Annotated in this window: 21 protein-coding genes; 6 read left to right on the forward strand and 15 right to left on the reverse strand. The window is 60.5% G+C overall.

Annotated elements, in window-relative coordinates; all coding sequences use genetic code 11:
- The first annotated feature begins 163 nt into the window (after positions 1 to 163).
- Complete coding sequence (xth, locus tag VL598_RS16810) at positions 164 to 949, forward strand: exodeoxyribonuclease III (protein WP_325327859.1); 786 nt, start codon at positions 164 to 166, stop codon at positions 947 to 949.
- Positions 950 to 1,047: 98 nt separating this feature from the next.
- On the opposite strand, the gene ntrC is transcribed toward xth, so the two are convergent.
- From ntrC to glnA, 3 genes are all read right to left on the reverse strand, one after another.
- Positions 1,048 to 2,571 (reverse strand): nitrogen regulation protein NR(I), encoded by a 1,524-nt coding sequence (ntrC, locus tag VL598_RS16815; RefSeq protein WP_325327860.1) that lies wholly within the window; start codon positions 2,569 to 2,571, stop codon positions 1,048 to 1,050.
- A 14-nt stretch (positions 2,572 to 2,585) separates the two neighbouring features.
- A complete protein-coding gene (gene glnL, locus VL598_RS16820) occupies positions 2,586 to 3,728 on the reverse strand; it encodes a nitrogen regulation protein NR(II) (protein ID WP_325327878.1) in 1,143 nt (380 codons plus the stop codon).
- A 147-nt stretch (positions 3,729 to 3,875) separates the two neighbouring features.
- The gene (gene glnA / locus VL598_RS16825) at positions 3,876 to 5,291 is read right to left on the reverse strand and encodes a type I glutamate--ammonia ligase (RefSeq protein WP_325327861.1); all 1,416 of its coding nucleotides are present in this window, start codon (positions 5,289 to 5,291) and stop codon (positions 3,876 to 3,878) included.
- A 425-nt stretch (positions 5,292 to 5,716) separates the two neighbouring features.
- Here glnA and VL598_RS16830 point away from each other — a divergent pair, with 425 nt between their 5' ends.
- The gene (locus VL598_RS16830; protein ID WP_325327862.1) at positions 5,717 to 6,181 is read left to right on the forward strand and encodes a rhodanese-like domain-containing protein; all 465 of its coding nucleotides are present in this window, start codon (positions 5,717 to 5,719) and stop codon (positions 6,179 to 6,181) included.
- Between the two features lie 69 nt (positions 6,182 to 6,250).
- On the opposite strand, the gene VL598_RS16835 is transcribed toward VL598_RS16830, so the two are convergent.
- From VL598_RS16835 to hrpA, 5 genes are all read right to left on the reverse strand, one after another.
- Complete coding sequence (locus VL598_RS16835; protein WP_325327863.1) at positions 6,251 to 7,075, reverse strand: competence/damage-inducible protein A; 825 nt, start codon at positions 7,073 to 7,075, stop codon at positions 6,251 to 6,253.
- A 46-nt stretch (positions 7,076 to 7,121) separates the two neighbouring features.
- On the reverse strand, positions 7,122 to 7,952 hold the full coding sequence (locus VL598_RS16840) for an EI24 domain-containing protein (RefSeq protein WP_325327864.1): 831 nt from the start codon (positions 7,950 to 7,952) through the stop codon (positions 7,122 to 7,124).
- A 12-nt stretch (positions 7,953 to 7,964) separates the two neighbouring features.
- On the reverse strand, positions 7,965 to 8,963 hold the full coding sequence (locus VL598_RS16845) for a sterol desaturase family protein (RefSeq protein ID WP_325327865.1): 999 nt from the start codon (positions 8,961 to 8,963) through the stop codon (positions 7,965 to 7,967).
- A 29-nt stretch (positions 8,964 to 8,992) separates the two neighbouring features.
- Complete coding sequence (locus VL598_RS16850; RefSeq protein WP_325327866.1) at positions 8,993 to 10,012, reverse strand: beta-propeller fold lactonase family protein; 1,020 nt, start codon at positions 10,010 to 10,012, stop codon at positions 8,993 to 8,995.
- Positions 10,013 to 10,194: 182 nt separating this feature from the next.
- Positions 10,195 to 14,361 (reverse strand): ATP-dependent RNA helicase HrpA, encoded by a 4,167-nt coding sequence (hrpA, locus tag VL598_RS16855; protein WP_325327867.1) that lies wholly within the window; start codon positions 14,359 to 14,361, stop codon positions 10,195 to 10,197.
- Between the two features lie 22 nt (positions 14,362 to 14,383).
- Here hrpA and argA point away from each other — a divergent pair, with 22 nt between their 5' ends.
- On the forward strand, positions 14,384 to 15,775 hold the full coding sequence (gene argA / locus VL598_RS16860) for an amino-acid N-acetyltransferase (RefSeq protein ID WP_325327868.1): 1,392 nt from the start codon (positions 14,384 to 14,386) through the stop codon (positions 15,773 to 15,775).
- A 47-nt stretch (positions 15,776 to 15,822) separates the two neighbouring features.
- On the forward strand, positions 15,823 to 16,098 hold the full coding sequence (locus VL598_RS16865) for an oxidative damage protection protein (protein ID WP_325327869.1): 276 nt from the start codon (positions 15,823 to 15,825) through the stop codon (positions 16,096 to 16,098).
- Positions 16,099 to 16,255: 157 nt separating this feature from the next.
- Here VL598_RS16865 and VL598_RS16870 read toward each other — a convergent pair whose 3' ends face one another.
- From VL598_RS16870 to VL598_RS16885, 4 genes are all read right to left on the reverse strand, one after another.
- Entirely contained in the window at positions 16,256 to 16,615 is a 360-nt protein-coding gene (locus VL598_RS16870; RefSeq protein ID WP_325327870.1) for a hypothetical protein, read from the reverse strand.
- A 208-nt stretch (positions 16,616 to 16,823) separates the two neighbouring features.
- Positions 16,824 to 17,630 (reverse strand): extracellular solute-binding protein, encoded by an 807-nt coding sequence (locus VL598_RS16875; protein ID WP_325327871.1) that lies wholly within the window; start codon positions 17,628 to 17,630, stop codon positions 16,824 to 16,826.
- 223 nt (positions 17,631 to 17,853) lie between these two features.
- Entirely contained in the window at positions 17,854 to 18,336 is a 483-nt protein-coding gene (locus VL598_RS16880) for a metallophosphoesterase family protein (protein WP_325327872.1), read from the reverse strand.
- Between the two features lie 170 nt (positions 18,337 to 18,506).
- On the reverse strand, positions 18,507 to 20,594 hold the full coding sequence (locus tag VL598_RS16885) for a M1 family metallopeptidase (protein WP_414718741.1): 2,088 nt from the start codon (positions 20,592 to 20,594) through the stop codon (positions 18,507 to 18,509).
- A 355-nt stretch (positions 20,595 to 20,949) separates the two neighbouring features.
- Here VL598_RS16885 and VL598_RS16890 point away from each other — a divergent pair, with 355 nt between their 5' ends.
- The gene (locus tag VL598_RS16890; RefSeq protein WP_325327874.1) at positions 20,950 to 21,243 is read left to right on the forward strand and encodes an antibiotic biosynthesis monooxygenase family protein; all 294 of its coding nucleotides are present in this window, start codon (positions 20,950 to 20,952) and stop codon (positions 21,241 to 21,243) included.
- 350 nt (positions 21,244 to 21,593) lie between these two features.
- Here the strand turns inward: VL598_RS16890 and VL598_RS16895 are convergent, their stop codons facing one another.
- The 3 genes from VL598_RS16895 to VL598_RS16905 form a co-directional block, all read right to left on the reverse strand.
- Complete coding sequence (locus VL598_RS16895) at positions 21,594 to 21,974, reverse strand: copper resistance CopC family protein (protein WP_414718742.1); 381 nt, start codon at positions 21,972 to 21,974, stop codon at positions 21,594 to 21,596.
- Between the two features lie 149 nt (positions 21,975 to 22,123).
- A complete protein-coding gene (locus VL598_RS16900; protein WP_325327875.1) occupies positions 22,124 to 22,522 on the reverse strand; it encodes a DUF2946 domain-containing protein in 399 nt (132 codons plus the stop codon).
- Positions 22,523 to 22,669: 147 nt separating this feature from the next.
- Positions 22,670 to 22,870: a DUF2905 domain-containing protein gene (locus VL598_RS16905; RefSeq protein ID WP_325327876.1), complete on the reverse strand. Its 201-nt coding sequence runs from the start codon at positions 22,868 to 22,870 to the stop codon at positions 22,670 to 22,672.
- A 606-nt stretch (positions 22,871 to 23,476) separates the two neighbouring features.
- Between VL598_RS16905 and VL598_RS16910 the strand changes: the two genes are divergently transcribed.
- A partial coding sequence (locus tag VL598_RS16910; protein WP_325327877.1) for an SIS domain-containing protein occupies positions 23,477 to 24,042 on the forward strand: 566 nt, incomplete at its 3' end.

The raw sequence follows: 24,042 nt of genomic DNA on the forward strand, positions 1-24,042 counted from the left end.
CTTCAGCCGGTCCCTCGAGGCACTCGTCGCCTCCTACCCGCAGTAAAATCCCTCGTCGGCTCAATTTTCCTACCCCATCCCACATGCGTAGGTGGGTAGCCAGCCGAATCCTTTTCCCCGCATCATCGTTAAAAAGCACGCCCGATAAGGCGCTTTGAACTCAATGAAAATCGCCACCTGGAACGTCAACTCCCTGAAGGTCCGCCAGCAACACGTTATCGACTGGCTCGAGCTCAGCGGCGTGGACGTGCTCTGCCTACAAGAGCTGAAACTGCCCGACGAAAAATTCCCCCATGCCGAGTTCGCCGCAAAGGGTTACCGCAGCTGGTGCGCCGGTCAGAAAACGTATAACGGCGTGGGGTTGCTCGTGCGCGAGGGCATTGAAGTCGACGAAACGGACGTTGTGCGCAATATCCCTGGGTTCGAAGACGCGCAACAACGTGTCCTCGCCGCCACGATCGGTGGCATGCGCATCATCTCGGCGTACTTTCCAAACGGCCAGGCGCCCGGCACCGAGAAGTTCGCCTATAAGTTGAGTTGGCTTGACGCACTCTCAGCGTGGCTCAGCTCGGAGCTGGCCCGTTATCCATCGCTCGCGCTGCTCGGCGATTACAACATCGCCCCCGAAGATCGGGACGTCCACGATCCGCAAGCGTGGCAAGGGCAAAACCTCGTCTCCCCGGAGGAGCGCGAGCACTTCGCCAAGCTGGTTGGTCTAGGCCTCGTGGATTCGTTTCGGCAGTTCGAGCAGCCGGAAAAGATGTTTACCTGGTGGGACTATCGCATGCTCGCCTTCAGGCGCAATGCCGGGCTTCGCATCGATCACATTCTGCTGTCGCCAGCGCTTGCGGCAACCTGCACACAATGCGAGGTCGACAAAACCCCGCGCAAGTGGGATCAGCCGTCCGATCACGCGCCCGTGATCGCAACGCTTGAACGTCCTGCCTGAAGTTAGCGAAAGGCTGTCGACCGAGTGCCCATCTGGCGTGAATGCGAAGCGTTCGCTCCATTCATTAGCCAGCGGTCACTGGTCACAGCCCAACGCCCTTACGGTTCCAAGTTCAGTTCTTGGATCTTTCGCGTAATCGTATTGCGGCCAATACCGAGCCGCTCCGCGGCTTCGACCTTTCGCCCGCGCGTGAACTCAAGCGCTTCGCGGATGACTGCGGCCTCAAAGCGGCGGGCCAACTCGTCCATGACGTCAGCCATGTTATCGCGCAGCATCCGCGCAACTTCCGCGCGCAGCCCGCTCTCCCACATGCTGAGCACCAACCCCGTCGATGCCCCCCCCGATGACGGCACGGATTGCGACGCTACTGCAACACCGTTGCGCTCGCCATCGTGCAACATCGCCCCCGCGCCCGCTTGCGAGCCAGCTGCCGGACCCGCAGCACTATCTGCCGCGGGCTGAACCGAAGCCGGAACGAGGTCAGGCGGGAGATCCTTGATCTCGATCGTCTGCGCCGGTGCCATGACGGTCAGCCAGTTCGCAAGATTCTCGAGTTGCCGCACGTTGCCCGGAAACGGCAGCGAAGCGAGGTAGGCGAGCGCCCCCTCGGACACGCGCTTAGGCTCGACGCCGAGATCGCGTCCGCTTTTTTGCAGAAAGTGGCGAGTGAGCAGCGGAATGTCCTCCTTGCGCTCGCGCAGCGGCGGCAGCCTCAGGCGTATGACATTAAGCCGGTGATAGAGGTCCTCGCGGAAGAGCCCCTGCCGCACCCGTGCCTCAAGGTTTTGGTGCGTCGCTGCGATCACCCGCACATTGGCGCGCAGTGGGCTGTGTCCGCCGACACGATAAAACTGCCCATCCGACAGCACACGCAAAAGCCGCGTTTGCAAATCGAAGGGCATATCGCCGATTTCATCGAGGAAAAGCGTGCCGTTCTCCGCCTGCTCGAAGCGGCCCTGGCGCATCGCCTGCGCGCCCGTAAAAGCGCCGCGCTCATGCCCGAATAGTTCGGACTCCAAAAGATCTTTGGGTATCGCCGCTGTATTGAGCGCGATGAACGGACCATTCGCGCGTGGGCTGTGACGGTGCAGCGCGCGTGCAACGAGCTCTTTGCCCGTACCCGACTCGCCCGTGATGAGCACCGTTGCGGAGGAGGTCGACAAGCGACCGATCGCGCGAAACATGTCTTGCATCGCCGGCGCCTGGCCGAGCATTTCGGGGGCATCGGCCAGCAACGTCTCCGCCGAATGCGTGCCGCGCAGACTTTCGTCGACGGCCCGATGAATCAGCTCCACGGCCCGATCGATGTCGAACGGCTTCGCAAGATACTCGAATGCCCCGCCCTGGAATGCAGCAACGGCGCTGTCGAGATCGGAATAAGCCGTCATGATGATGACGGGCAACTCGGGCAACCGTTCACGAATCGATTGCAGCAATTCAAGCCCGGAGGCACCCGGCATCCGGATATCGGATACCAGCACCTGGGGCGTATCGTGCTCGAGCGCGGCCAGCACGTCGCGCACATTGGCGAAACTGCGCGTTGCGAGGCTCTCGCGCGCAAGGGCCTTCTCGAGCACCCAGCGGATCGATTGGTCGTCGTCTACAATCCAAATCGGCTTCATAGAGTGGTCGTATGTCAATAGTCGAGCGGCAACAAAATCTGAAACTCCGTGTGTCCGGGCCGGCTTTCCACCTCGATAACCCCGTCGTGCTGCTGCACGAAGGTCTGTGCGAGTGTAAGACCCAACCCGCTGCCGCCTTCACGACCCGACACAAGCGGAAAGAAAATGCGTTCGCGAATCTCTTCAGGAATTCCCGGACCGTTATCGATGACTCGCAAGTCCAATGCCAATTTGCATAGGCGCTTGGCAATCGTGACCTTGCGTGCAACGCGCGTACGCAGCGCGATGCGTGCATCGCCCTCGCTGATACGCTCGCGCAGCGCCTGCGCCGCGTTGCGCACGATGTTGAGCAACGCCTGGATCAATTGCTCTTTGTCACCACGCAAGTCCGGCACGCTCACGTCGTAATCGCGTTCGATCGTGAGACCACGCGGGAACTCGGCCATGATGACGGCGCGCACTCGCTCGCAGACTTCGTGAATGTTGACGTCGCCTACGATATGCGGGTGCCGATGTGGCTCGAGGAGGCGATCGACGAGCGTTTGCAGGCGATCCGATTCCTTGACGATGACTTGCGTGTATTCGCTGAGGTCGTGGCGCTCGCGCGCATCGAGCTCGAGCTCGAGCAGTTGCGCAGCGCCGCGAATGCCACCGAGCGGATTCTTGATCTCGTGCGCGAGGTTACGGATCAACTGCTTGTTGGCCGAGGTGAGATCGTGAATGCGCTCCTCTCGATCCGTGCGCAGATGACGCTCGTTTTCGAACAGTTCGAGCAGCACGTAATCGGGCGCGCTTTCGAGGAAACCGACAACGACATGCACGTGCAGCGCATCACGTCCAGGCCGCTCGAAGACAGCATCGAGGTGCGTGGAATGGAAACGCTGTTCGGCAATGGCCGCAATCGTTGCGACGAGATCATGGCCGTTCTCGAAGATGTCGGGCCACGGCATCTGCATGAGTTGGCGCCGCGACAAATCGAGCATCGACTCGGCCGATGGATTCGCAAACGCGACCCGTAGCGAACGCTTTTCGAGCACGAGCGCCACCGTCGGCAGCGCCTCGAACCCGGGCAGCAGCCCTGAGGCGGCGAGCGGCGCGTCGTCGGTCAAGGGCTCGGCTTGGCCCTTCTTCGGCTTGATCAAATTCTTGAGCACCATCGTGTAATCACGGCCATGGGCTACGCATGAAACGAGCGCAACAAACGCAATGGAACAAAAAAGGGACGGCGGCGCCGTCCCTTCGAGACTGATCGCAAGCGTGAAGTGCGCTCCGCCGACGAGCAAAGGCGAAGCGCATCGCGCCGCTTACAGCGAGTAGTACATCTCGAACTCGATCGGGTGCGTCGTCATGCGGAAACGCTGCAGCTCAGCTTCCTTGAGCTCCAGGTAAGCGTCGAGCATGCCGTCCGTGAACACGCCGCCGCGCGTCAAGAACTCACGGTCCTTGTCGAGCGCTTCGAGTGCCTGGTCGAGGCCCGCGCAAACCGTCGGGATCTTTGCGTCCTCTTCGGGCGGCAGATCGTACAGGTTCTTGTCCGCGGCTTCGCCCGGATGGATCTTGTTCTGCACGCCGTCGAGACCCGCCATCATCAGCGCCGAGAAGGCGAGGTACGGGTTCGCCATCGGGTCCGGGAAGCGCGTTTCGATGCGGCGGCCCTTCGGGTTCGTCACGTGCGGAATGCGGATCGACGCCGAGCGGTTGCGCGCCGAGTAGGCGAGCTTCACCGGTGCTTCGAAGCCCGGCACGAGACGCTTGTACGAGTTCGTCGTCGGGTTCGTGATCGCGTTCAGTGCACGCGCGTGCTTGATGATGCCGCCGATGTAGAACAGCGCGAACTCGGAAAGGCCCGCGTAGCCGTTGCCCGCGAACAGGTTCTGGCCATCCTTCCAGATCGACTGGTGAACGTGCATGCCCGAGCCGTTATCGCCAACGATAGGCTTCGGCATGAACGTCGCCGTCTTGCCGTACGTGTGCGCCACGTTCTGAACGATGTACTTGAGCTGCTGCGTCCAGTCGGCACGCTGCACGAGCGTCGAGAACTTCGTGCCGATTTCGTTTTGGCCCTGGCCCGCCACTTCGTGGTGGTGCACTTCGACCGGAATGCCGATCTGCTCGAGCAGCAGACACATTTCCGAGCGCATGTCCTGGAACGTATCGACCGGTGCGACCGGGAAGTAGCCGCCCTTGACACCGGGACGGTGACCCGCGTTGCCGCCTTCGGAGTCCTTGCCCGACGACCACGGTGCTTCATCCGAGCCGATCTTGACGAAGCAGCCGGACATGTCCGTGTTCCACTGAACCGAATCGAAAATGAAGAACTCGGGCTCCGGGCCGAAGTACGCCGTATCGCCGAGACCGGTGCTCTTCAGGTAGGCTTCGGCGCGCTTTGCGAGCGAGCGCGGATCGCGTTCATAGCCCTTACCGTCCGACGGCTCGATGACGTCGCAGCTCAGAACGAGCGTCGGCTCCTCATAGAACGGATCGATGAATGCCGTGTTGGAATCCGGCAAGAGCAACATGTCCGAGGCTTCGATGCCCTTCCAGCCGGCAATCGAGGAACCGTCGAACGCATGGCCGCTTTCGAACTTGTCTTCGTCGAATGCCGACAGCGGAACGGAAACGTGCTGCTCCTTGCCCCGCGTGTCGGTGAAGCGAAAGTCCACAAACTTGACGTCCTCGTCTTTGACGAGCTGCATGACGTCGGCCACGGTTTTACTCATATCCTCTTCTCCATTGATAAGTTCGGCGGTTCTTCGCCTCGCCGCCTACCTCGGCTTGGGAATGTTCGATCCGAGGAAACGGCGCGTCAAAGCGATCGCTGACCGTAAAAGCATCTTTCATGCCAAAAGCGGTACGTTGATTCACGCCAAGGAGTCGCCACCTGCGGACGGCTCGGCAGCCACGCCCCTCCTTGGAACGCGTGCCTGCACCGTCACGGGCAACGATTTCGCCGCTTTTGCGCATTTGCACCGAATGAGTGCAACGACGCCGCCAAACTGTCCAAAAAGCTTATATTCGGTGCGTCCGGCTCCATTTTGCACCGTTTTGAGTATGACGGTATCAAATGCGCGCATGCCAACGTTTCGGGTCAGATGAGAGGCACTACCGCGCTAGAATGTTTGCTTTTTCAAGGAGGCAGGCGGTCATGAGCACGCTGGAACAGATCCTGGCGCAGGCGGACGTGCGTCGCACCGAAAACCAGCTGCCGTACGCTGGGGCACTCTCCCCCGCCGAAGCATTCGAGTTCCTGCAACTGAATCCGGCAGCGCGACTCATCGACGTGCGCACGCGAGCGGAACTCGACTGGGTCGGCCGGCCCGTGATCGGCGACGGCCAGTACGCGCATATCGAGTGGACACGTTATCCGGGCGGTGTACCGAATTCCGAATTCATCGATACGCTACGCGGGATCGCTTCGACCGATACCCCCGTCCTTTTCCTTTGCCGCAGCGCGGCCCGCTCAAAGCTGGCAGCCGTCGCAGCCCAGCAGGCCGGCTTTGCACGGGCTTATGACATCCTTGAAGGCTTCGAAGGCGCCAAGGACGGGCACGGCCACCGCAAAACTGTCGAAGGCTGGTGCCACCGCGGCCTGCCCTGGCTCGGCGCATAAAGCGCCCTCAGCGAGCCTCCAAGCGGCCCTCCGCCGTTCGCTACAACCGTGGCGAGCGGCAGGGCCCCGCTACTTATTGTCCGAGGGGGCGGCGACTGGCTCGACGATATCGCCGCCCAGCAGATGAGCGCCTTCGCGTAGTTTGATGAATGCGGCGGCTACGGCCTCGGGTTCACCCTTGACGCCAAGATCAATGTGTCGGCGCGCAAACACGCCACCGCGCTCGGGATCACCGACGCTCGGCAAGCTGAAGACGCGAACGCTCGGAAATTCGGTCTCGATTTTTTCCATGAGCGGCGTGAGCGTCGATTCCATGAGCCCGAAGACGAACATTGAGCGCTCTTCGTGCGGTACTTGGTGATGCAGATGGGCGTAGCGTGTGTCCAGTATCCATTCAATCATCGGCCAGGCCATGACTGGAAAGCCGGGCACGAAGTGGTGATCGCCGACGGAGAAACCCGGAATCTTGTTGTAGCTGTTCGGAATGATCGACGCGCCGCACGGGAACACGCCCATATTCAGGCGATGCTGGTTCTCGGGCGAGTCCAGGTCGACGGGAATGCCTGCCGCCGCTTGCATCTCGCGGATTCGCTCGCCGATCAGCACGGCCGCCTCGGGATGCAACTCAAGCGGGACGCCGAGCGCCTTCGCGGCGCATTGGCGCGTGTGGTCGTCCGGCGTGGCGCCGATACCGCCCGTCGAAAAGACGATATCGCCCGAAGCAAACGTCCGCGCAAGCGTCGCAGTGATCTTGTCAGGATCGTCGCCGACATATTCGGCCCACGCAAGCGCGAGTCCACGCGCCTTCAGGAGTTCGATGATCTTCGGCAGATGCTTGTCGGTGCGCCTGCCCGACAAGATTTCATCGCCGATGATGATGACGCCAAATGCCATGACCGCCTCAATCTGAGTGAAGATCACCCATGGTCGTCGATGATGCTCATGGCGGCAAGTGCTTCAAGGGCGCTCGGTGCGCCTCTTCGCCGCGCATGTCCTCGAGCGCCTTCAGGCAATAGTGCCCAAACCACAATGCCGAAAAGATCAGAATCGCGGCGTAGACCCAAATCATCGCCGCCGCGATCACGGGAAACAGCACGACCAACCAGATCGACCACGCCCAGATCAGTGTCGGCAGCGTGCTCATGAGGCCACTTGCCACGCCGATCGCCAAGAGCGGCCAACGATGGCGGCGCGTCAGCGCAATGCGCTCAGCGTGGCTCGCATGCAGCGCGAGCGCGTCGTAAGTCATCACGCGATAGGTGAGCCACCCCCATAACAGCGGTGGAATCAGCGCAAAAAACGGTGGAATGAGCCACAGCGGCACCGTGACAACGATGAGCGTCACGCAAATCAGCGTGGTCGCCGTCGCATAGAGAAGGCTGCCGAGCCAAGTGCCGCCGCGCCGTTGCTCGAGCGCCGGGAATCGGCGCGCCGACAAGTGGCGAACGACGAGCGGCATCGACGTCGTCGCGATCACCAGCAACACCGTGATGACAATGAGCGGGATCGTGACTGCGATGACGATGAAAGGCGCGACGGCCGCGTGCAGCGACGCAAATCCGATCCAGTCGAAGGCCCGATAGAGCGCCATCCCCGGCGCCGAATTCGCCAGCCAGTAACGCACCGTGCCGACGGCATCCTGCCAGGTGAACCAAAAGATCACGCCCCAACTGGCCGCGACCACGAAAAAAGGCATGAATGTGAGCCACAGCATGCGCGGATGCAGCATGCTCACAACGGCACGGGCAAATGCGCGCAGTAGCTCGCTCATCGGCGTGCGTCCTCAGAGCGCCGCGGCATCCTTGCCTTGCGCCTGGGCACGCGACCGAAGCCGGCGTGCAATACGCACGAAAGCAAGCCAATGCTGCGAGAAGAATCCCTCGCCGTACGATTCGCCCTCGATCTGGTCACGGATGCCGGTCGGCTCGACAGTGCGATTCCACGAAGCCGTCTTGAAGAGCATGTCCCACCACGACAGCACGACACCGAAGTTGCATCCGTATGCAGTCCCTTCGTGACCATAGCCGACAGCGTGATGGCGCCGATGGAACGCCGGGCTGACAAGGATTCGCTCAAGCAGCCACCCATAGTTGAGTCGCGCGTTGGTGTGCTGGATGCTTTGCAGGAAGTTCGACACGGCGGTGAGCACGACGAACTGCGCCGGCGCGACGCCGACCGCTAGCGCGATCGCGGCAAAGAACCCGGCTTGGATAATGTCATCGAGCAGATGGTTGCGATCGTCGCACCAGAGCGACATCTGGCGCTGGCTGTGATGCACCGCGTGCAGCTCCCACCAAATGCCGAACTTATGCTCCCAACGGTGATACCAGTAGCCGGCGAAATCGATCACCACGAAGTAGATGAGAAACGAGACCAACGGCTGCGATGTCACCCCGGGCCATAGGTTGTCGAGATTGATCGTGCCGATGTTGTGATAGCGCAGCCAGCTCTGCGTATTATCGAAAAGCGGCTGGAACGCGAAGAAAAAGAACAGATTGAAGAGGCCTAGCTTGATGATCCACGAATAGAGAACGTCGACGCGAACCGCCTTGCGGTTCTCCCATTTCTCAACAGGCCGTAACGCCTCGAGCGGGCGAAGCACGACGTACATGGCGACGATCGTCAAAAATCCGACGATGACCGGGTAAAGCGCATCGTACGTGTCTTCGTCGTAGTCCATCCAGCCAAACTTGAACATGAGCGGCTGTATGACATCGACGTAGAGCCAAGTCTGCAACGTCGAGACGAGATCGTCGAGTGAAGAGGCAATCAGGTGAAACATGAGTAAATCCTGCGGCTAGTGTCCGAGGGTTAAGTACCGTTCGCCGATACGGGCGCACGATCGTAGAAATAGATCCCATGCGGCGAGCGGCCCACGGGGATGGTCTGCACGAGCTTTTTCGTCGTGAGATCGACGATGCCCACATGCTTGGCGAAACGGAATGTCACCCAGAGGTAGCGCTTATCGGCGCTCAGCTCCATGTCGTCGGGGCCTGGCATGAGTCCCGTGATATCGCCGACATTGGTGAGCGACGTTTCGTCGATGATGCTGATGGTGCTGGCGACGCGGTTGGTAATGGCCACATGACGGCCGTCGTCGAGCGAACGGAAGTTGTGCGCGCCGGCGCCGGTATGGATGCGCTTGACGATCGTCCGGTGCCGCCAGTCGACGACCGCGACATCGTCCTCGCCGGTCATGCCGACGAGCAGGTACTGGTCAGCGGGCGTCAGCCACAGCCCCGCGGGCGTCTTGCCGACTGGCAGCTTCCAAAGCAAGGTCTGCGTCTGCAAATCGACGGCAGCCACTTCGCCCGAAACCTGAAGGCTCACGAAGACGGTCCGGCCATCGTTGCTGAAGGCCATATGGCTCGGCATCGTCGCGAGCGGCAGCCGCTTGGCGAGCGACAGCGCGTTCGTGTGCGCGTCGTAGCGGTAAATATCCAGACGGTCGAGGCGCAGCCCCGTCGTCACTAACCACTTGCCGTCAGGCGAGAAACCGAGCTGATATGGGTCCTCGATGCCCTCGAGCCGGCTTTGCACTTTGCCGGTTTTCGGATCCACGAACATCAGATTGTTCGAGACGGAGTTCGCGACAATGAGCGATTTGTTGTCGGGCGTCACCATCAGGTGATGCGGCTCCTTGCCCGTCGGAATGGTGGCGACGACCTGGTGCGTCGATTTGTCGATGACCGACAGCGTCGCTTCCCCTGAGTTCAGGATGATCACGTCATCGGCCGCCCGGGCCGAACCCGTGGCGGCAAGCATGCCGAGCAGCGCCGTGACAAGCACGCCGCTAACGCCTCTTGCGCGGGAAACAAGACTCTTGTTCATGTGAACTCGTTGGAAGGCCACGCCGTCATTTAAAAACGCGCACGCACCGCCCGCGGTTGACCGCTTTCGCCAGTGTCTCACGAAGTCAAACCCGGCAATGCGCTCGCGAGCGTGCGGTTGCACCCAGTGGCGCGAGTCGCCTGCAAATCGACGTCAATAATGGGGGCGCATCAGATGCGCCCTCATCGCTGCATCGACTCCCACACTTTATGCAGACGTTTAACGGAGACCGGCATCGGCGTCCTGAGTTCCTGAGCAAAAAGTGAAATACGCAATTCCTCAAGCATCCAGCGAAATTCCGTGAGTCTCGCGTCGGGCACGCCGCCGCGGGCGGACTGCGCACGCTGGTAATGGGTGAGAAGCGGCTGCAGTTCGGCCAGCTGACGCGCGTCGCGTCCTGGATCAGCCTTCAACTTGTCGATGCGCAGCGCCATGCCCTTCAAGTAGCGCGGGCAATGCGACAGCTGCGCATACGGCGTCTCGATGACGAAGCGCTTGCCGATCAATCCCTGCAGCTGCTGCTGCATGTCCGCGTAAGCTGTCGCATGAGGCTTCGCCTGGGCAAGCTTTTTGGTCACCGCTGCATACTCGGCGAGCACTTGGCCAACGAGCCGCGCAATCTCCTGTGCAAGCAGCGACAAGCGGCCCTTGCCTTCGTCGCGCCGCACGTGAAAGCTTGCATCGTCATTGGGCAGCGGATCCTGCAAGCACGCCCGATCCAGCGCCATCTCGATCAATTGGTCGCGCAACGCCTCCTGCGTGCCGAGCGGCATGAACTGCAATGCCATCTCCCGCATGCCGGGCAGGTTCTTTTCCAGATACTTAATCGGCTCGCGTAGCTGAAGTGCGAACAGTCGTCGCAAGCCAGCTCGATGGATGCGCGCCGCCTCTTCGGGCGAATCGAACACCTCCACGTCGCAATGGGTCGCCCGGTCGACGAGCGCCGGATAACCGAAAAGCGTTTGCCCGCCGCGCCGGATTTCGAGCAACTCCGGCAGCTTGCCGAAGTTCCAGGTCGTCAGGTTCTCGTATAGCGCCGTCGCCTCGCCGCCGGAGGGCGCCGCAACTGTCGTCCCTCTCGCCGGCCCCTGCGTCGGCAAACGCCTGGAGCCGGCGCCCGTTTTGCCGCCGGCACCACCCAGGTCCGCGCCTGCGCCGCCGTGCTCGCGCTGCATGCTGTGCTCAGCCGCAGGCGTGCCGGTGGCACCCGTTGAAGACGAGCCGGCTGCGCCCGGCGTGAGCGAAGCCGCGGCGGCAAGCCTCTGGAATTGCCGCTGCGCGTCGCCGCCAAGCTCGGCACGTAGCTGCGCGAGGTTGCGCCCCATCGCGAGTTGCCGGCCGTGCTCATCGACGACTTTGAAGTTCATGAAAAGATGCGTGGGAAGCGTCTCCAGCTTGAAGTCGGTCGTCTTCAACGCAACTTGTGTCGTCTCGCGCACGTCGCCGATCAAGGCGTCGACCAGCCCACCACTGCCATAGCGCGACTCGTGCCGCTCGACGAAACCCGCCGCGTACTCCGGCAACGGCACGCAATGGCGGCGCAGCTTTTGCGGCAGCGACTTCAACAGCAGCTGCACTTTCTCCTTCAGCATGCCCCGCACCAGCCATTCGGCGCGGCGCGCATCGACTTGGTTCAACGCATAAAGCGGAACGGTGAGCGTGACGCCGTCGCGCGGCGAGCCTGGCTCAAAATGGTACGAAAGCCCCATCTCGACGCCGGCCATCGTCATGCGCTTCGGAAACAAGTCGGTCGTGATGCCGGCCGCCTCATGGCGCATCAAATCGTCGCGCGAGAGGTAAAGCAGACGGGGCTTTTCGTCGCCCTGGCCGCTCATTCTGACCTCGTCGCGATACCAGCGCTCGAACGCGGCCGCCGAATAGATCCCCTGCGGGATGGTCTGATCGTAGAACGCGAAGATCAGCTCGTCGTCCACCAGCACGTCCTGGCGGCGAGACTTGTGCTCGAGCTGTTCGATCTCAGCCAGCAGCTTCCGGTTATGGGCGAAGAATGGGAGCTTCGTATCGAACTCGCCTTCGACCAAGGCGCCACGAATGAAGATCTCCCTCGCACGAGCCGGATCTTGCTCGCCGAAAGCGACACGCCGGCGCTGGTAGACGGGCAACCCGTAGAGCGTCGCGCGCTCGAACGCCGTCACCTGCGCAGCGCGTTTTTCCCAGTGCGGCTCGGAAAGCGACTTTTTGAGCAAGTGCGCACCGATCTTCTCGATCCATTCGGGCTCAATCTTCGCAAGGCAGCGCGCATAAAGGCGGCTCGTCTCCACGAGCTCGGCCGCCATCACCCAGCGTCCGGCCTTTTTGACGAGCGTCGAGCCCGGCCAAAGGAAGAATTTGATGCTGCGTGCGCCGAGATAGTGCGGTTCATCGTCGGCTTTGAGGCCGAGGTTACCGATGAGGCCCGTCATCAGCGCGAGGTGGACCTGCTCGTAAGTCGCCTCACTGCCGTTGATTCGCCAGCCGTGCTCGCGCACGACAGTCAGCAATTGCGAGTGCACATCGCGCCACTCGCGCAACCGCAGATGCGAAAGAAACTGCTCGCGGCAGGCATCGGCAAGCTGGCGGTTCGACTTCTTGTGCGCCACGGCCTCGCCGAACCAGGCCCATATCTTGAGCCACTGGAGAAACTCCGAGCGCTCGTCGGCAAAACGCCGGTGCGCCTGGTCTGCCTGCTCTTGCGCCTCGATCGGACGATCACGCGGGTCCTGCACCGAGAGCGCGCTGGCAATGACGAGCACTTCGGCGAGCGAGCCATGATCCCGCCCGGCAAGAATCATCCTGCCGATGCGCGGATCAAGCGGCAAGCGGCCCAGCTCCCTGCCAAGCGGCGTGAGCGCGTTGTCGTCGTCGACGGCGCCCAGCTCATTGAGCAGCTGATAGCCGTCGGCAATCGCGCGGCCCGGCGGCGGCTCGATGAACGGAAACGCTTCGATCGCCGTCAGATGCAGCGACTTCATGCGCAAGATCACCGACGCCAGCGACGAGCGCAGAATCTCGGGATCGGTGAACCTCACGCGCCGTTGAAAATCCGCCTCATCGAAAAGACGGATGCAGATGCCATCGGCCACGCGGCCGCAGCGTCCGGCACGCTGGTTGGCGGCCGCCTGCGAAATCGGCTCGACCTGGAGCTGCTCGACCTTGTTCCGGTACGAATACCGCTTGACGCGCGCGAGCCCGGTATCGACAACATAACGAATGCCCGGGACCGTCAGCGACGTCTCGGCGACGTTCGTCGCGAGCACGATGCGCCGCGCGTTCGACGGTTTGAACACGCGCGCCTGCTCGGCGGCTGAAAGCCGCGCGAAAAGCGGCAGGATTTCGGTATGCGGCGGATGGTGCTTGCGCAACGCCTCGGCCGTGTCGCGAATTTCGCGCTCGCCCGGCAAGAACACGAGCACGTCTCCTGGCCCCTCGCGGCACAAGTCGTCGACGGCGTCGACGATGGCATCAGTGAGTTCGCGCTGCGCCTCGCGCGCCGCGGAACGCTCGCCCCGTCCGGCTTCCCTGTCCGCAACTTTCCCAGGCCGCTCGCGCGCCGACGCAGCACTACCGCTTGCACCGTCCGCCCTGCCCGCTTTCGCCGCCTCGCGCGCGCTATCGTCCTCAACCGGCTGATAACGAATCTCGACCGGATAAAGCCGTCCGCTGACTTCAATCACGGGCGCTGGCTTGTCGTCCGTACCGAAATGGCGCGCAAAACGCTCGGCGTCGATCGTCGCCGACGTGACGATGACCTTGAGATCAGGCCGCTTAGGCAGGATTTCCTTTAGATATCCCAGCAGAAAATCGATGTTGAGGCTGCGCTCATGCGCCTCATCGATGATGAGCGTGTCGTACGCCCGCAACAGCGGGTCCGTTTGCGTCTCGGCAAGCAGAATGCCGTCGGTCATCAGCTTGACGGATGCCCCAGGCGCCAGATTGTCAGTGAAGCGAACCTTATAGCCGACAACTTCGCCAAACGGCGTGCCGAGCTCCTCGGCAATGCGCCGCCCCGTCGCAGACGCGGCGATGCGGCGCGGCTGCGTGTGGCCGATGAGACCGGCGCCCCCCGCGCCGCGACCGCGACCGAGCGCAAGGCAGATTTTTGGCAGTTGCGTCGTCTTGCCAGAACCGGTTTCGCCTGACACGATCACCACCGGGTTGTCTCGGATCGCGTGCGCGATTTCGTCGCGCCGCGCGCAGACGGGCAGCTCGGCGGGAAATTCGATCGGCGGAACAGGATTGGGCGCAATGTGCGCGGCACGCGCGCCTGGAGTGCGGTCCGGACGCGGGGCACGCAAAGCACGCGACGGTTTGCCGTCGGCGGCGGCCGGACTATTGGGTACGTTAGACATGGGGGCGCATTATAATCCCGGCATGAATGCTCAAACCGACCTAGCCTCCCTGCCAAACCCGCCGCAGGAGCCGGTTTCCAACCGGCCGGCGGCGGCCCAGCCTGATCTCGACCCCGCACAGTTCGTCGACTGGATGCGATCGGTCGCGCCTTACATTCACTCATTCCGCAACAAGACGTTTGTCGTCGGCTTCGGCGGCGAAGTCGTCCACCAAGGGTTGCTCAATGCGCTCGTCTCGGATGTCGCGCTCTTGCAGGCGATGGGCATCCAGATCGTCCTCGTGCATGGATCGCGGCCGCAGGTCGAGGAGCAAATGAGCTTGCACGGCGTGCGATCCGAGTTTTCGCACGGCATGCGCATCACCGACGCACGCGCGCTCGAATCGGCAAAGGAAGCCGCTGGCGAAGTGCGCCTCGATATCGAGGCCGCGATCAGTCAGGGCTTGCCCAACACGCCGATGGCCCATGCGCACATCAGCGTCGTCTCAGGCAACTTCGTCACGGCACGGCCCGTGGGCATTCTCGACGGCGTCGATTTCGCCCACACGGGCGTCGTGCGCAAGATCGATGCCGAATCGATCCGCCATTCGCTTGCGAGCCGCAAAATTGTCCTGCTGTCGCCACTCGGCTTCTCGCCGACGGGCGAAGCTTTCAATCTGGCGATGGAAGACGTCGCGTCAGCCGCGGCCATTGCCTTGCGCGCCGACAAGATCGTCTTCCTCACCGAGACACCAGGAATGATCGACGAAAGCGGCGAGCTGGTTCGGGAGATGCCGCTCGACGACGCCTACCGTCTGCATGAAAGCGGCGAAATCAAGGGCGACGCGGCGTTCTATCTGAAGCACGCGGTGCGCGCCTGCCGCGGTGGCGTGCCGCGCGCGCATTTGATCCCTTACGCGCTCGACGGCAGCCTGTTGCTCGAGCTATTCCTGCACGACGGCGTTGGCACGATGATCTCCTATGAGAATCTCGAAAGCCTGCGCGAGGCAACGCCGGACGACGTCGGCGGCATTCTCACGCTCATCGAACCGCTCGAGGCGGACGGCACGCTCGTCAAACGCGGCCGCCACCAGCTCGAGCGCGATATCGATCACTTCTCGGTGATCGAGCACGATGGCGTCCTCTTCGGCTGCGCGGCCCTCTACCCCTACACACAGGAGCGCATCGGCGAGATGGCATGCCTCACCGTCGCGCAGGACGCCCAGGGACAGGGAGATGGCGAGCGATTGCTCAAACGCGTCGAGCAACGCGCGCGCGCCCGCGGCCTGACCCGCATCTTCGTGCTGACAACCCGCACGGAGCACTGGTTCTTGAAACGCGGCTTCGTCAAAGCCAGCGTGGACGATCTTCCCGAAGATCGCCGGCGCCTCTATAACTGGCAGCGCAAGTCGCTCGTGCTGATGAAGCACCTTTGAGCGTGCGCCACGCCAGCCCCCACATCGATTATCAGGAGAAATTGAAGATGACCCGCATGGTTCAATGCGCGAAGCTCGGCAAGGAAGCCGAAGGCCTCGATTTTCCGCCGCTGCCGGGCGAGCTCGGCAAGCGCATTTACGAAAGCGTTTCGAAGGAGGCTTGGCAAGCCTGGCTCAAGCATCAGACGATGCTCATCAACGAAAACCGGCTCAACATGGCCGATCCGCGCGCCCGCCAGTATCTGATGAAACAGACGGAAAAGTTTTTCTTCGGCGAGGGCGCCGACCAGGCCGCCGGCTACGTGCCACCCTCCCAAGGCTGACGCGCAACGCCTCACCTTCCGTCAAGCCGGTGTGCGGGCCACTGCGAACCGGCTTTCAACGATCCGCCGCGCGATCGAATTGAAGCGCGGCTCGCGCGAGAGGCTGACTGGCGAATCCAGACAGATCCCTCGCGCCATCTCGCCGCATCGCGAACGCTCAAGGCTTCGCTATTTGCCACATCCCTTTGAAGCCAGATCCATTCGTTTGGCCGGGTTGCTGGTCTTTCGAAAAGCGATATAGCGGATGCCCTTTGTAAGCCCACTGATTTCGGCCATCGTCCCTCGGCACGAAACTCCAGTCCCCACTCGCTTGGTCATTTGCCTCCGCGAGGGCGGGGGGCCAAATAGCCGCGCAAGGGCCTGTGCAAGCGCTCTTGCCTGGAACAGTGTCCTTATCGAAGGTATAGAGCGTCATACCGTACTCGTCGACAAACATTCCATTAGAAACTTTGGGTGGCTCCGCATAAGACGCAAAGGAGACCGCGCAGGCAACGATGAAAAGCGATGTCTTTAACATTCTTTCTCTCCTGACAACGTTCCAGAACTGGCCCTTCGGACCGAGGTCTCGGCCCACCCACCAGCGCCCCGAAGGAAGTCCCCCCTTCTGTGAAAGGCCGGGTTTCAAATGGGAATCACCTTTTACGATGGAGTAAAGACTACGTTAGCGTGATCAGCAAGAATTCGGACCGATCACGCGGGCGGGCGCGAGGTTGAGACCGCCCAGATCAGCGGACCCACCCCTCTGTCTTCATGATGGCGGCGCCACGGTCGCTATTCAAAAAGTCCAGGAATTGCTTAGCCTCCGGATCTGCGTCGGGCGCGAGAACCACGTTGACGTCGCGCCAAATGGTGCGGTCCTTCGACAATTCGACGTAATCCGCTTTCTCGGGATGCGTGATGGGCCAATCGGGCCAAGTGATCCAGGCGTCGGCATCCTTGTCGACGAACATCTTGAAGCTCGGACCGCTTCCTTTTCCGAAGCCAACGATGTTTTTGCGGAACTTCTTCACATCGTCGAGATTACCCAGGCGGCCTGCAACGTCTTCCCATGTTCCCGTGCCGGAGGTATTGGCCACGCCCGCGCCCTCGGTGACCACAATCTTCACACCAGGCTTGAGGAGGTCCTCAAAGCTGTGAATGCCTTTAGGATTACCTTTCTTGACTGCGATAATCGTGGGCCGAATGTAGATCGGCGTCACATCGTCCCATGAGAAGTTCTTGTAAGTCTCCAGCAGCGCCGTCATATCCTCCTCGGCTGTGCCCCAGAGAATGTCCGCATCGGCCTGCGCTTTCTTCGACCAGGTCGGCTCGGGACCGCCGGTCACCTCGACCTTGATGCCCGTTTCCTTTGTGAAAACCGCCGCAACCTTCTTGAATGCGGTGTCTGGTCCACCTGCCCCGTAGAGTCTAACGACGCCGTCATGAGCATTGTGTTTGATCGATGGATCGGGTACTTCGTGTGCAGCGGCAGGCGCTACGACGATTACCGAAAATACCGCGGCCAACAAGGATCTCGCGAGCATCCTAACCATGTGTTTCCCCTGTTCGATAGGTCATGCAAATGCGGGCCGTCGATGTTGTGTAACGGTCGCATCACGGTAAACACGAGGGACGCGCGTTATATTCCGTTCGCTTTGCCGACCGTGGCAGAAAATCAGACAGCGCGGTGTTCGAATGGTGGCTCGAGTAACGGTCAAGCCACGATGACTCGCATCCTCCAATCCATCCATTCGTATTCGCTTCGCAATCGGCCGATCATCCGATCAGCTTATGCACCTCAGCGTGCACTCGCCCGCGTTCAACGACGAGCATGCCCGCCGAGACCGGCAGCTTGAACCTGCGTGGCCCCGCACTGCCGGGATTGACAAACAGCACGCCGTCGCGCGTCTCGATCGAAGGCTTGTGCGAATGTCCAGTCACGACAACATCGATGCGTTCTTTGCGGGGATCTCCGCTGAGGTCCCCGATATCGTGAACCACGCGGATTGCGATGCCCCCAATCGCAAGCGTTGTCTCCTCGGGCAGCGCGTCAGCCCACGCGCCCACGTCGTTGTTGCCACGCACAGCCGTCACGGGTGCAACTCGCGAAAGCGCCTCGAGCACGTGGGGTGCACAGACGTCGCCCGCATGCACGATCGCGTCGCACCCGGTCAACCAGTGCAGCGCCTCGGGCCGCACGAGGTTATGGGTGTCCGAAATGAGGCCGATGCGCAGAGACTCCCTTCTCTCGTTCGACATACCAGGCATCCTCCGAGCCGCGCGCCTTACCGCGCCATTCCGCGCGATTATGCTTCTTTTTGTCGAAGATAACGGCGGGCAGCTTTCGACAGCTGCCCGCTCGGCAAGACTCGATTTAATGCTCGAATTGCTCGGCCTGTTCAACGTGATGCACAAGCTAGCGGCGACACCTACTTCGATAACCTGCTCTGCAGCTTCGCCTTCAATAGGCCCTGATAATGCGGTATAGGCCGTTCGAAGCGTTTCGGCGATACGGCAGCTCGCCCCCTTGACTCGGCGAACGTCGTAGCAGCGATGGAGTCAATCGCCGTCTTGCGCGACGAATCGGCCAGCCCTGCATTGACGAGCAATGCAGTGCCGAGCTTCAAATTCAGCAGTCGCGGCGGATCGAGCAAAGCTCCCACTTGCGCGATCATCTGACTCCACGCGTTGTCGCCGTAATTGACCACGTAGTAATCTTGCCCGCTCGGATCCGCGAGCACGGGGCCGCAACCGTCGAGACGAACCTGCATGTTGGTGCCTGTCATCGCCAACGTCTTGCGGTTGGCGAGGCCCTCCCCGTACGCCAGCGTGATTGGAATGGTCCACTGGATGGCCGGATACCGGTTCTGATTGGGAAAGGGCTTTTGAGCGAGCGTGACGACCGTCTGATTGCTGCTCAGATCGCATTGCGTGTTGAGCGACACGAGCGGCACACCGGTCTGCCGCACGAAGCTGTCGCCGATGTCTACCATCGGTTCTCCGCTTGCGCGCGCCAATTCGTCCCATAACCGCTTGGGCGTCCCGTTGCCGAATGCGTAGTTGGTCAAGTAGGACTGCAGGCCACCGCGCATGACGTCCTCGCCGAGATAGCCCTCCATCATCTTGAGCACTTGACCACCCTTGTCATAGACGAAGCGGCCCGCGCCGATCACGAAGTCGTTCGACGCCCATGAATTGAAGTTCGGCTGAACGGGAAACGAAGTGGGCCTCAAATCGAGGGCGATAACCCTGTATTTGTTTCTAACCTCGTCCTCCCAACTGAACCGATCGGGGAAAAATTGAATCTTGGTCTTGTTCTCGAAGAAAGTCGCAAATGACTCGTTGAGCCAGACGTCATCCCACCAATCGTGCGTGACGAGATCGCCGAACCACTGATGTGCAGCTTCATGCACGATCACCGTGTGCCCGTAATTCGACATCTCCGAACCTGGAGCCGGCAGGATATCGTCGGCAAACTCCAGAATGGCGCCCCAGTTCTCCATGCCGCCAAAGTTCAAATCTTTTTCAGCCTTGAACGCGTCGTTTGCGGCAATCGTGTCGAACTTTTTGAGCGGTAGCGCGATGCCCGTGTAGCGATAGTAAAAATCGAGCGCCTGCTTGGTTTGCTGCATCGCCGGCTTCGCCCAATCCTTCATGCCCGGCGGCGTGAAGACGCGCAAATGCAGGCCCTTGCCGTCGGGGAGCGGACTCGAAAAATCGTCTTCGAGAACGTCGAATTGGCCACCGCCGAAGAACAGCAGATAAGACGACATCGGCGGCGTCTTCTCGAACGAAACGCGTTTGTAACCACCGTCGACATTAACCGCCGGCAGTTCGGCCGCATTCGAGACAACTCGCCAGTTCTGCGGCACATCCGCACTGATTTCGTAGGTGGATCGAAACGCGGGCTCATCCCAGCCAGGGAACCACTGGCGCGACAGATTGGATTCGCCCTGCGTCAGAATCGCACCGCTCGTCGTGCCATCGACTGCCTTCAAATCCACGCGGAAGACACCCTGGGCCGCTGAACAACCCGGGTAGGGATCGTCGCCGCAACTGCCGCCCGTTTTGCTCGCGGGATCGTCGTACGTCTTGAAGTTGACGATGCCGCTCCACTCCATATGCAGCGAATACGTGCCGGGCTCAATGTGGCCACTGGCGGGACGCAACTGATAGTAGTCGCCATCGTCTTGCGGCGTTGCAATGAGTGCAACGTTGCCAGGCTGCAGCATGATCGTGCCATTGACGAACTGAAGACGGCGCGCGGTCACCACGATCGATGTGACAGGCTTGATGACTTTGATCTCGACGTCGGCACGCCCGTCGAAGGCGGACAAATCCTGATTCGGACGAAACCAAAGCCGGTAGTTCACGGGCATGACGGTATCAGGCATCTCGACGGGAGAAACCGTCTTGTCGATATTCGGGTCTGCGGCAATCGGCTTACCCGGCGTCGCAGGGGCGGGCCCCGCAGTCGGGGATACGGCGGCACGCCCGCTCGTGCCCACTGAATCCATTCCATCTCCGCCGCCGCACCCACCCAGCATGACGAGTGTTGCGAGCGATATACATTGCAACTTCCAAGTTGAATGAATGCGCATAGGAGCCCTCAAATGTGAAACGGTTCGACCAATGAGCCATTGCGGACGGGCGAATCCTAGCGCCATCTCCCGAATAAACAGGACTAGCAACCAGAATGGGGGAACAGAAAAAATTGGCTTTTGACAGGCTGCGGCATAGCTCGTCGAGTACGTGTCGCCGAGCCCGGTTTGACGCAAACCGTTATGATTTCAACCTGCTGCGAAGATGAGCGCCGCCATTTTCGAGCGAGCTTGGTCTTGAGGCGGCCGACGAACCCAAGGAGAAAGACGCGTGATATTGGAAATGGCTCAAATCGAAGTGCAGGAAGGCAAGACGTCGGAATTCGAAGCCGGCGTGCGCCAAGCTTTGCCGCTGTTTGCAAGGGCGAAAGGTTGTCACGGTGCGCAGTTGCATCGCATCGTCGAGCGTCCGAACCACTATTTGTTGATGGTGCGCTGGGATACGCTGGACGATCACATGGTGCACTTTCGTCAATCGGAGGACTTCAATGCCTGGCGCGCCCTCGTCAGCCCGTATTTTGTAGCGCCGCCGCAAGTCCTCCACACGGAAGTTGTCGTCCAATAAGCGCCATGGGCGAGGAAGCGATCACCACGATTTTTCGCCCGTTTCTTTGTACTTCCTGAACCTTTAGCGATCGTCGTCGTCGCTCAAAAAGAACACCGAATTGCGCTGACCATCGCAGCTTTCGCCTTTCGCCTTTCGTCATTGGCATCACCATGCATGACCATGCCGATCGTCGGAGATCGCGACTCGTTCATCGCGATTCCAAAGCGCATTGAGATGCCGGAATTAAACCGTATTTTTTAGCACTCCTAACCAAATAAACGGTGCCCCACTGCTTCGCTTTTGCCGCTGCCTGCATAAGGGGCCGTCCAGACGGACGGCCCGTGGGGTAAGCCTGTCTTTGCGTGCTGTTACTTGACGTCGAATGGATACTGGCCCTGCGTTCGATGACCATCGGGCGCCACTGCCACCCAATGCACTATGTAATGCCCTGCTGGAAGCACTGGCAAACCAACCGACATGACGGACGTATTGGCGGGGTCGACCTTCGCCTTCACCGCAGTCATTTGCGTACCCTCGGCATTGGTCACGGTCAGTGACGAAAAGGCAGGCTCCAACGGACCTGTAAAAGCGATACGCACCTGAGCCGGAGATGTCACAACCGCGCTTGCGGCGGGTTCTTCCGTCTTCGGGAATACGTGCGCAAAGGCCGAACCGGCCATAAAGGCGGCTACTGCGAAAACGAAAAGCTTTTGGGCGACGCCCAGGCCCGTATGTTGAATAACCTTCATCGTTATCTCGAAATCTATCAATAGCGGCTCGCCAAGCGCCCGTACGTGATGCAAGCTCAGGTAAAAGCCGCTATTTGCCCGCCGTGGCGGGCGTAGACGAATACGCCGGGATAGAAGCGTGCATCGCGGCGCAAGAAAATCGCTGATGATTAACGCAAAGCGGGCGGAGCGCGGGGTTGAAAGTACCCTACCGGTTCGCGACGGCGAACGCTATCGAAGCGTGTCGCCATTTGATGCACGGTGGCCCAAACAATGGCAACGAAGGGCAACGCGATAATCGGCACCGCTGGCGTGTGCGCGAAAAGACCGCAATAGCCGCAGTCATCACCAGAGGCCGGTCGTGACTTGGAGTCGCCCGCACCGTCGTTACCGTGATGCCCTGCCCACAGGGCGCCCGCCGAGCGCTCAGGCATGGAACTGGTCGTGCAAATGGCGTCTGCACGACGGCTCGCCGCGACGATGTGTGAAATCGTCGGCGCGAGGGAGGCCATTAAGATCGCTAGGCATGCAATCAGGCCACCCACCTTCGGATAGAAACGCGCGGACATTGAGTTAAAGCGCCGTAGTGTTGGCCCCAGGCGATGGAGCGAAAATTATGACATGGGCAAGGACTCTTCTCGTCAACTAACGCTCAGCGCCAGGCTCTTATGGCGGCCGGTAATTCGTCGGCCCCGCGGGTGCCTCGGACGCGAGGATCATCGTCTGAAAAGCCAGACCAGCACCGCGATCACCAAAGAAATCACAATGCAGCTCGTGATCGGAAAATAAAAACTAAACCCTTCGCGAACGATGTGAATATCGCCAGGCAGGTGACCAAACGGAAGGTTCACAAGCCATCGCCAGCCGAGTCCGGCCGCGAGGAAGATCAATCCGCTGATGATCAAAAGGCGCTGCATGGCGGACCTCCTGAATCCCGGGTGCGCAACTTCAGCGACACACGCAATGCATTCATTGGCAATTGCCGCGCTCGACTCATAGCCCATGAACCCTGCCCTATCTCATCGGGGTTACCGCTCAGGACGCTGATCCGCCCCTTCAACCAAATAGACGGTACGGTCTATATATTAAATCAATTTAAAAACGATCTGAACCGCGCGCACGTTTATCTAAAAATGATCACATAAATTTGTATGAGCAATATTCCTAGCGGCCCTCGCCAAACATCAGTCCGTAATGGACTTTTAATTCTTTACGATAGGCACCTCCCGTATTCCGCGTATACGATAGCGCGAAGCCTTTAAAAACAACAATGCACGCCCGCATGCGATGAAGCGCTTACAAGAAACGGCAAATAGCATTGTCAGCTTGCTGCCCTCCTAGCTCATAAGAAATGATGTTTGTACTGTGCGCAAAAGACGTGTACCGAAATGCCGTTGCGTATGCCGTCGGAAAGTCCGAGGGCCCTGTCCTGGAGCAGCGCGTCTATGCATCTCTTGTAGAATATCGTGGATTTAATCGACCCGATGCGCGCCAGCTCAGATTTTGTAATATAGGAGAAGGCCATGATACGGTTCATCAGCCGTCCACGACACGCCCCATATTTGATGCAAAGTGGCAAGCGCCATCCCTTTTTGGCGGCGTGGCGGGCGCTTGCTGGCCGGCAGTCATTTGCGGAGGATAATGTGAGTATCGCCGCTCGGATCGAGCTCAATAAATCAATTATTGTCTTGACGACTTTGGCGACTAACGCTCAACTAATTCACTCGATGGAACGCGTCGCCCTCAAGGTCAGCGAGGCTTTTATGGCCGGCAATAAAGTTTTTCTTGCTGGAGACGACGACAGCGCCGCAGGCGCTCAGCATATGGCGCGCGAATTCGTCCACCGGCTCAGTCCTGGCCGACCCGGCATATCCGCATTTGCCCTGACAGACGATTGGTCAATGACACCTGCGACGGAAAATGACCACCGCTACGAAACGCTATTCGCACGCCAGGTTCGCTCAGCGGCGCGACGCGGCGATATCTTTTGGGCCTATTGCGCTTCGGGGCACTCATCGAACATTCTTCGTGCGCTCGAGGCAGCGAAGGAGCAAGGCATTTTCACCGTAGGGTTTACCGGGAATGGTAG

Source organism: Trinickia sp. (assembly GCF_035492435.1).
Lineage (GTDB): Bacteria > Pseudomonadota > Gammaproteobacteria > Burkholderiales > Burkholderiaceae > Trinickia.

Bases quoted from the DNA above. Each gene is read 5' to 3' on its own strand.
- xth (WP_325327859.1), top strand. From the start codon at position 164: ATGAAAATCGCCACCTGGAACGTCAACTCCCTGAAGGTCCGCCAGCAA.
- ntrC (WP_325327860.1), bottom strand. From the start codon at position 2,571: ATGAAGCCGATTTGGATTGTAGACGACGACCAATCGATCCGCTGGGTG.
- glnL (WP_325327878.1), bottom strand. From the start codon at position 3,728: ATGGTGCTCAAGAATTTGATCAAGCCGAAGAAGGGCCAAGCCGAGCCC.
- glnA (WP_325327861.1), bottom strand. From the start codon at position 5,291: ATGAGTAAAACCGTGGCCGACGTCATGCAGCTCGTCAAAGACGAGGAC.
- VL598_RS16830 (WP_325327862.1), top strand. From the start codon at position 5,717: ATGAGCACGCTGGAACAGATCCTGGCGCAGGCGGACGTGCGTCGCACC.
- VL598_RS16835 (WP_325327863.1), bottom strand. From the start codon at position 7,075: ATGGCATTTGGCGTCATCATCATCGGCGATGAAATCTTGTCGGGCAGG.
- VL598_RS16840 (WP_325327864.1), bottom strand. From the start codon at position 7,952: ATGAGCGAGCTACTGCGCGCATTTGCCCGTGCCGTTGTGAGCATGCTG.
- VL598_RS16845 (WP_325327865.1), bottom strand. From the start codon at position 8,963: ATGTTTCACCTGATTGCCTCTTCACTCGACGATCTCGTCTCGACGTTG.
- VL598_RS16850 (WP_325327866.1), bottom strand. From the start codon at position 10,012: ATGAACAAGAGTCTTGTTTCCCGCGCAAGAGGCGTTAGCGGCGTGCTT.
- hrpA (WP_325327867.1), bottom strand. From the start codon at position 14,361: ATGTCTAACGTACCCAATAGTCCGGCCGCCGCCGACGGCAAACCGTCG.
- argA (WP_325327868.1), top strand. From the start codon at position 14,384: ATGAATGCTCAAACCGACCTAGCCTCCCTGCCAAACCCGCCGCAGGAG.
- VL598_RS16865 (WP_325327869.1), top strand. From the start codon at position 15,823: ATGACCCGCATGGTTCAATGCGCGAAGCTCGGCAAGGAAGCCGAAGGC.
- VL598_RS16870 (WP_325327870.1), bottom strand. From the start codon at position 16,615: ATGTTAAAGACATCGCTTTTCATCGTTGCCTGCGCGGTCTCCTTTGCG.
- VL598_RS16875 (WP_325327871.1), bottom strand. From the start codon at position 17,630: ATGGTTAGGATGCTCGCGAGATCCTTGTTGGCCGCGGTATTTTCGGTA.
- VL598_RS16880 (WP_325327872.1), bottom strand. From the start codon at position 18,336: ATGTCGAACGAGAGAAGGGAGTCTCTGCGCATCGGCCTCATTTCGGAC.
- VL598_RS16885 (WP_414718741.1), bottom strand. From the start codon at position 20,594: ATGGATTCAGTGGGCACGAGCGGGCGTGCCGCCGTATCCCCGACTGCG.
- VL598_RS16895 (WP_414718742.1), bottom strand. From the start codon at position 21,974: ATGAAGGTTATTCAACATACGGGCCTGGGCGTCGCCCAAAAGCTTTTC.
- VL598_RS16900 (WP_325327875.1), bottom strand. From the start codon at position 22,522: ATGTCCGCGCGTTTCTATCCGAAGGTGGGTGGCCTGATTGCATGCCTA.
- VL598_RS16905 (WP_325327876.1), bottom strand. From the start codon at position 22,870: ATGCAGCGCCTTTTGATCATCAGCGGATTGATCTTCCTCGCGGCCGGA.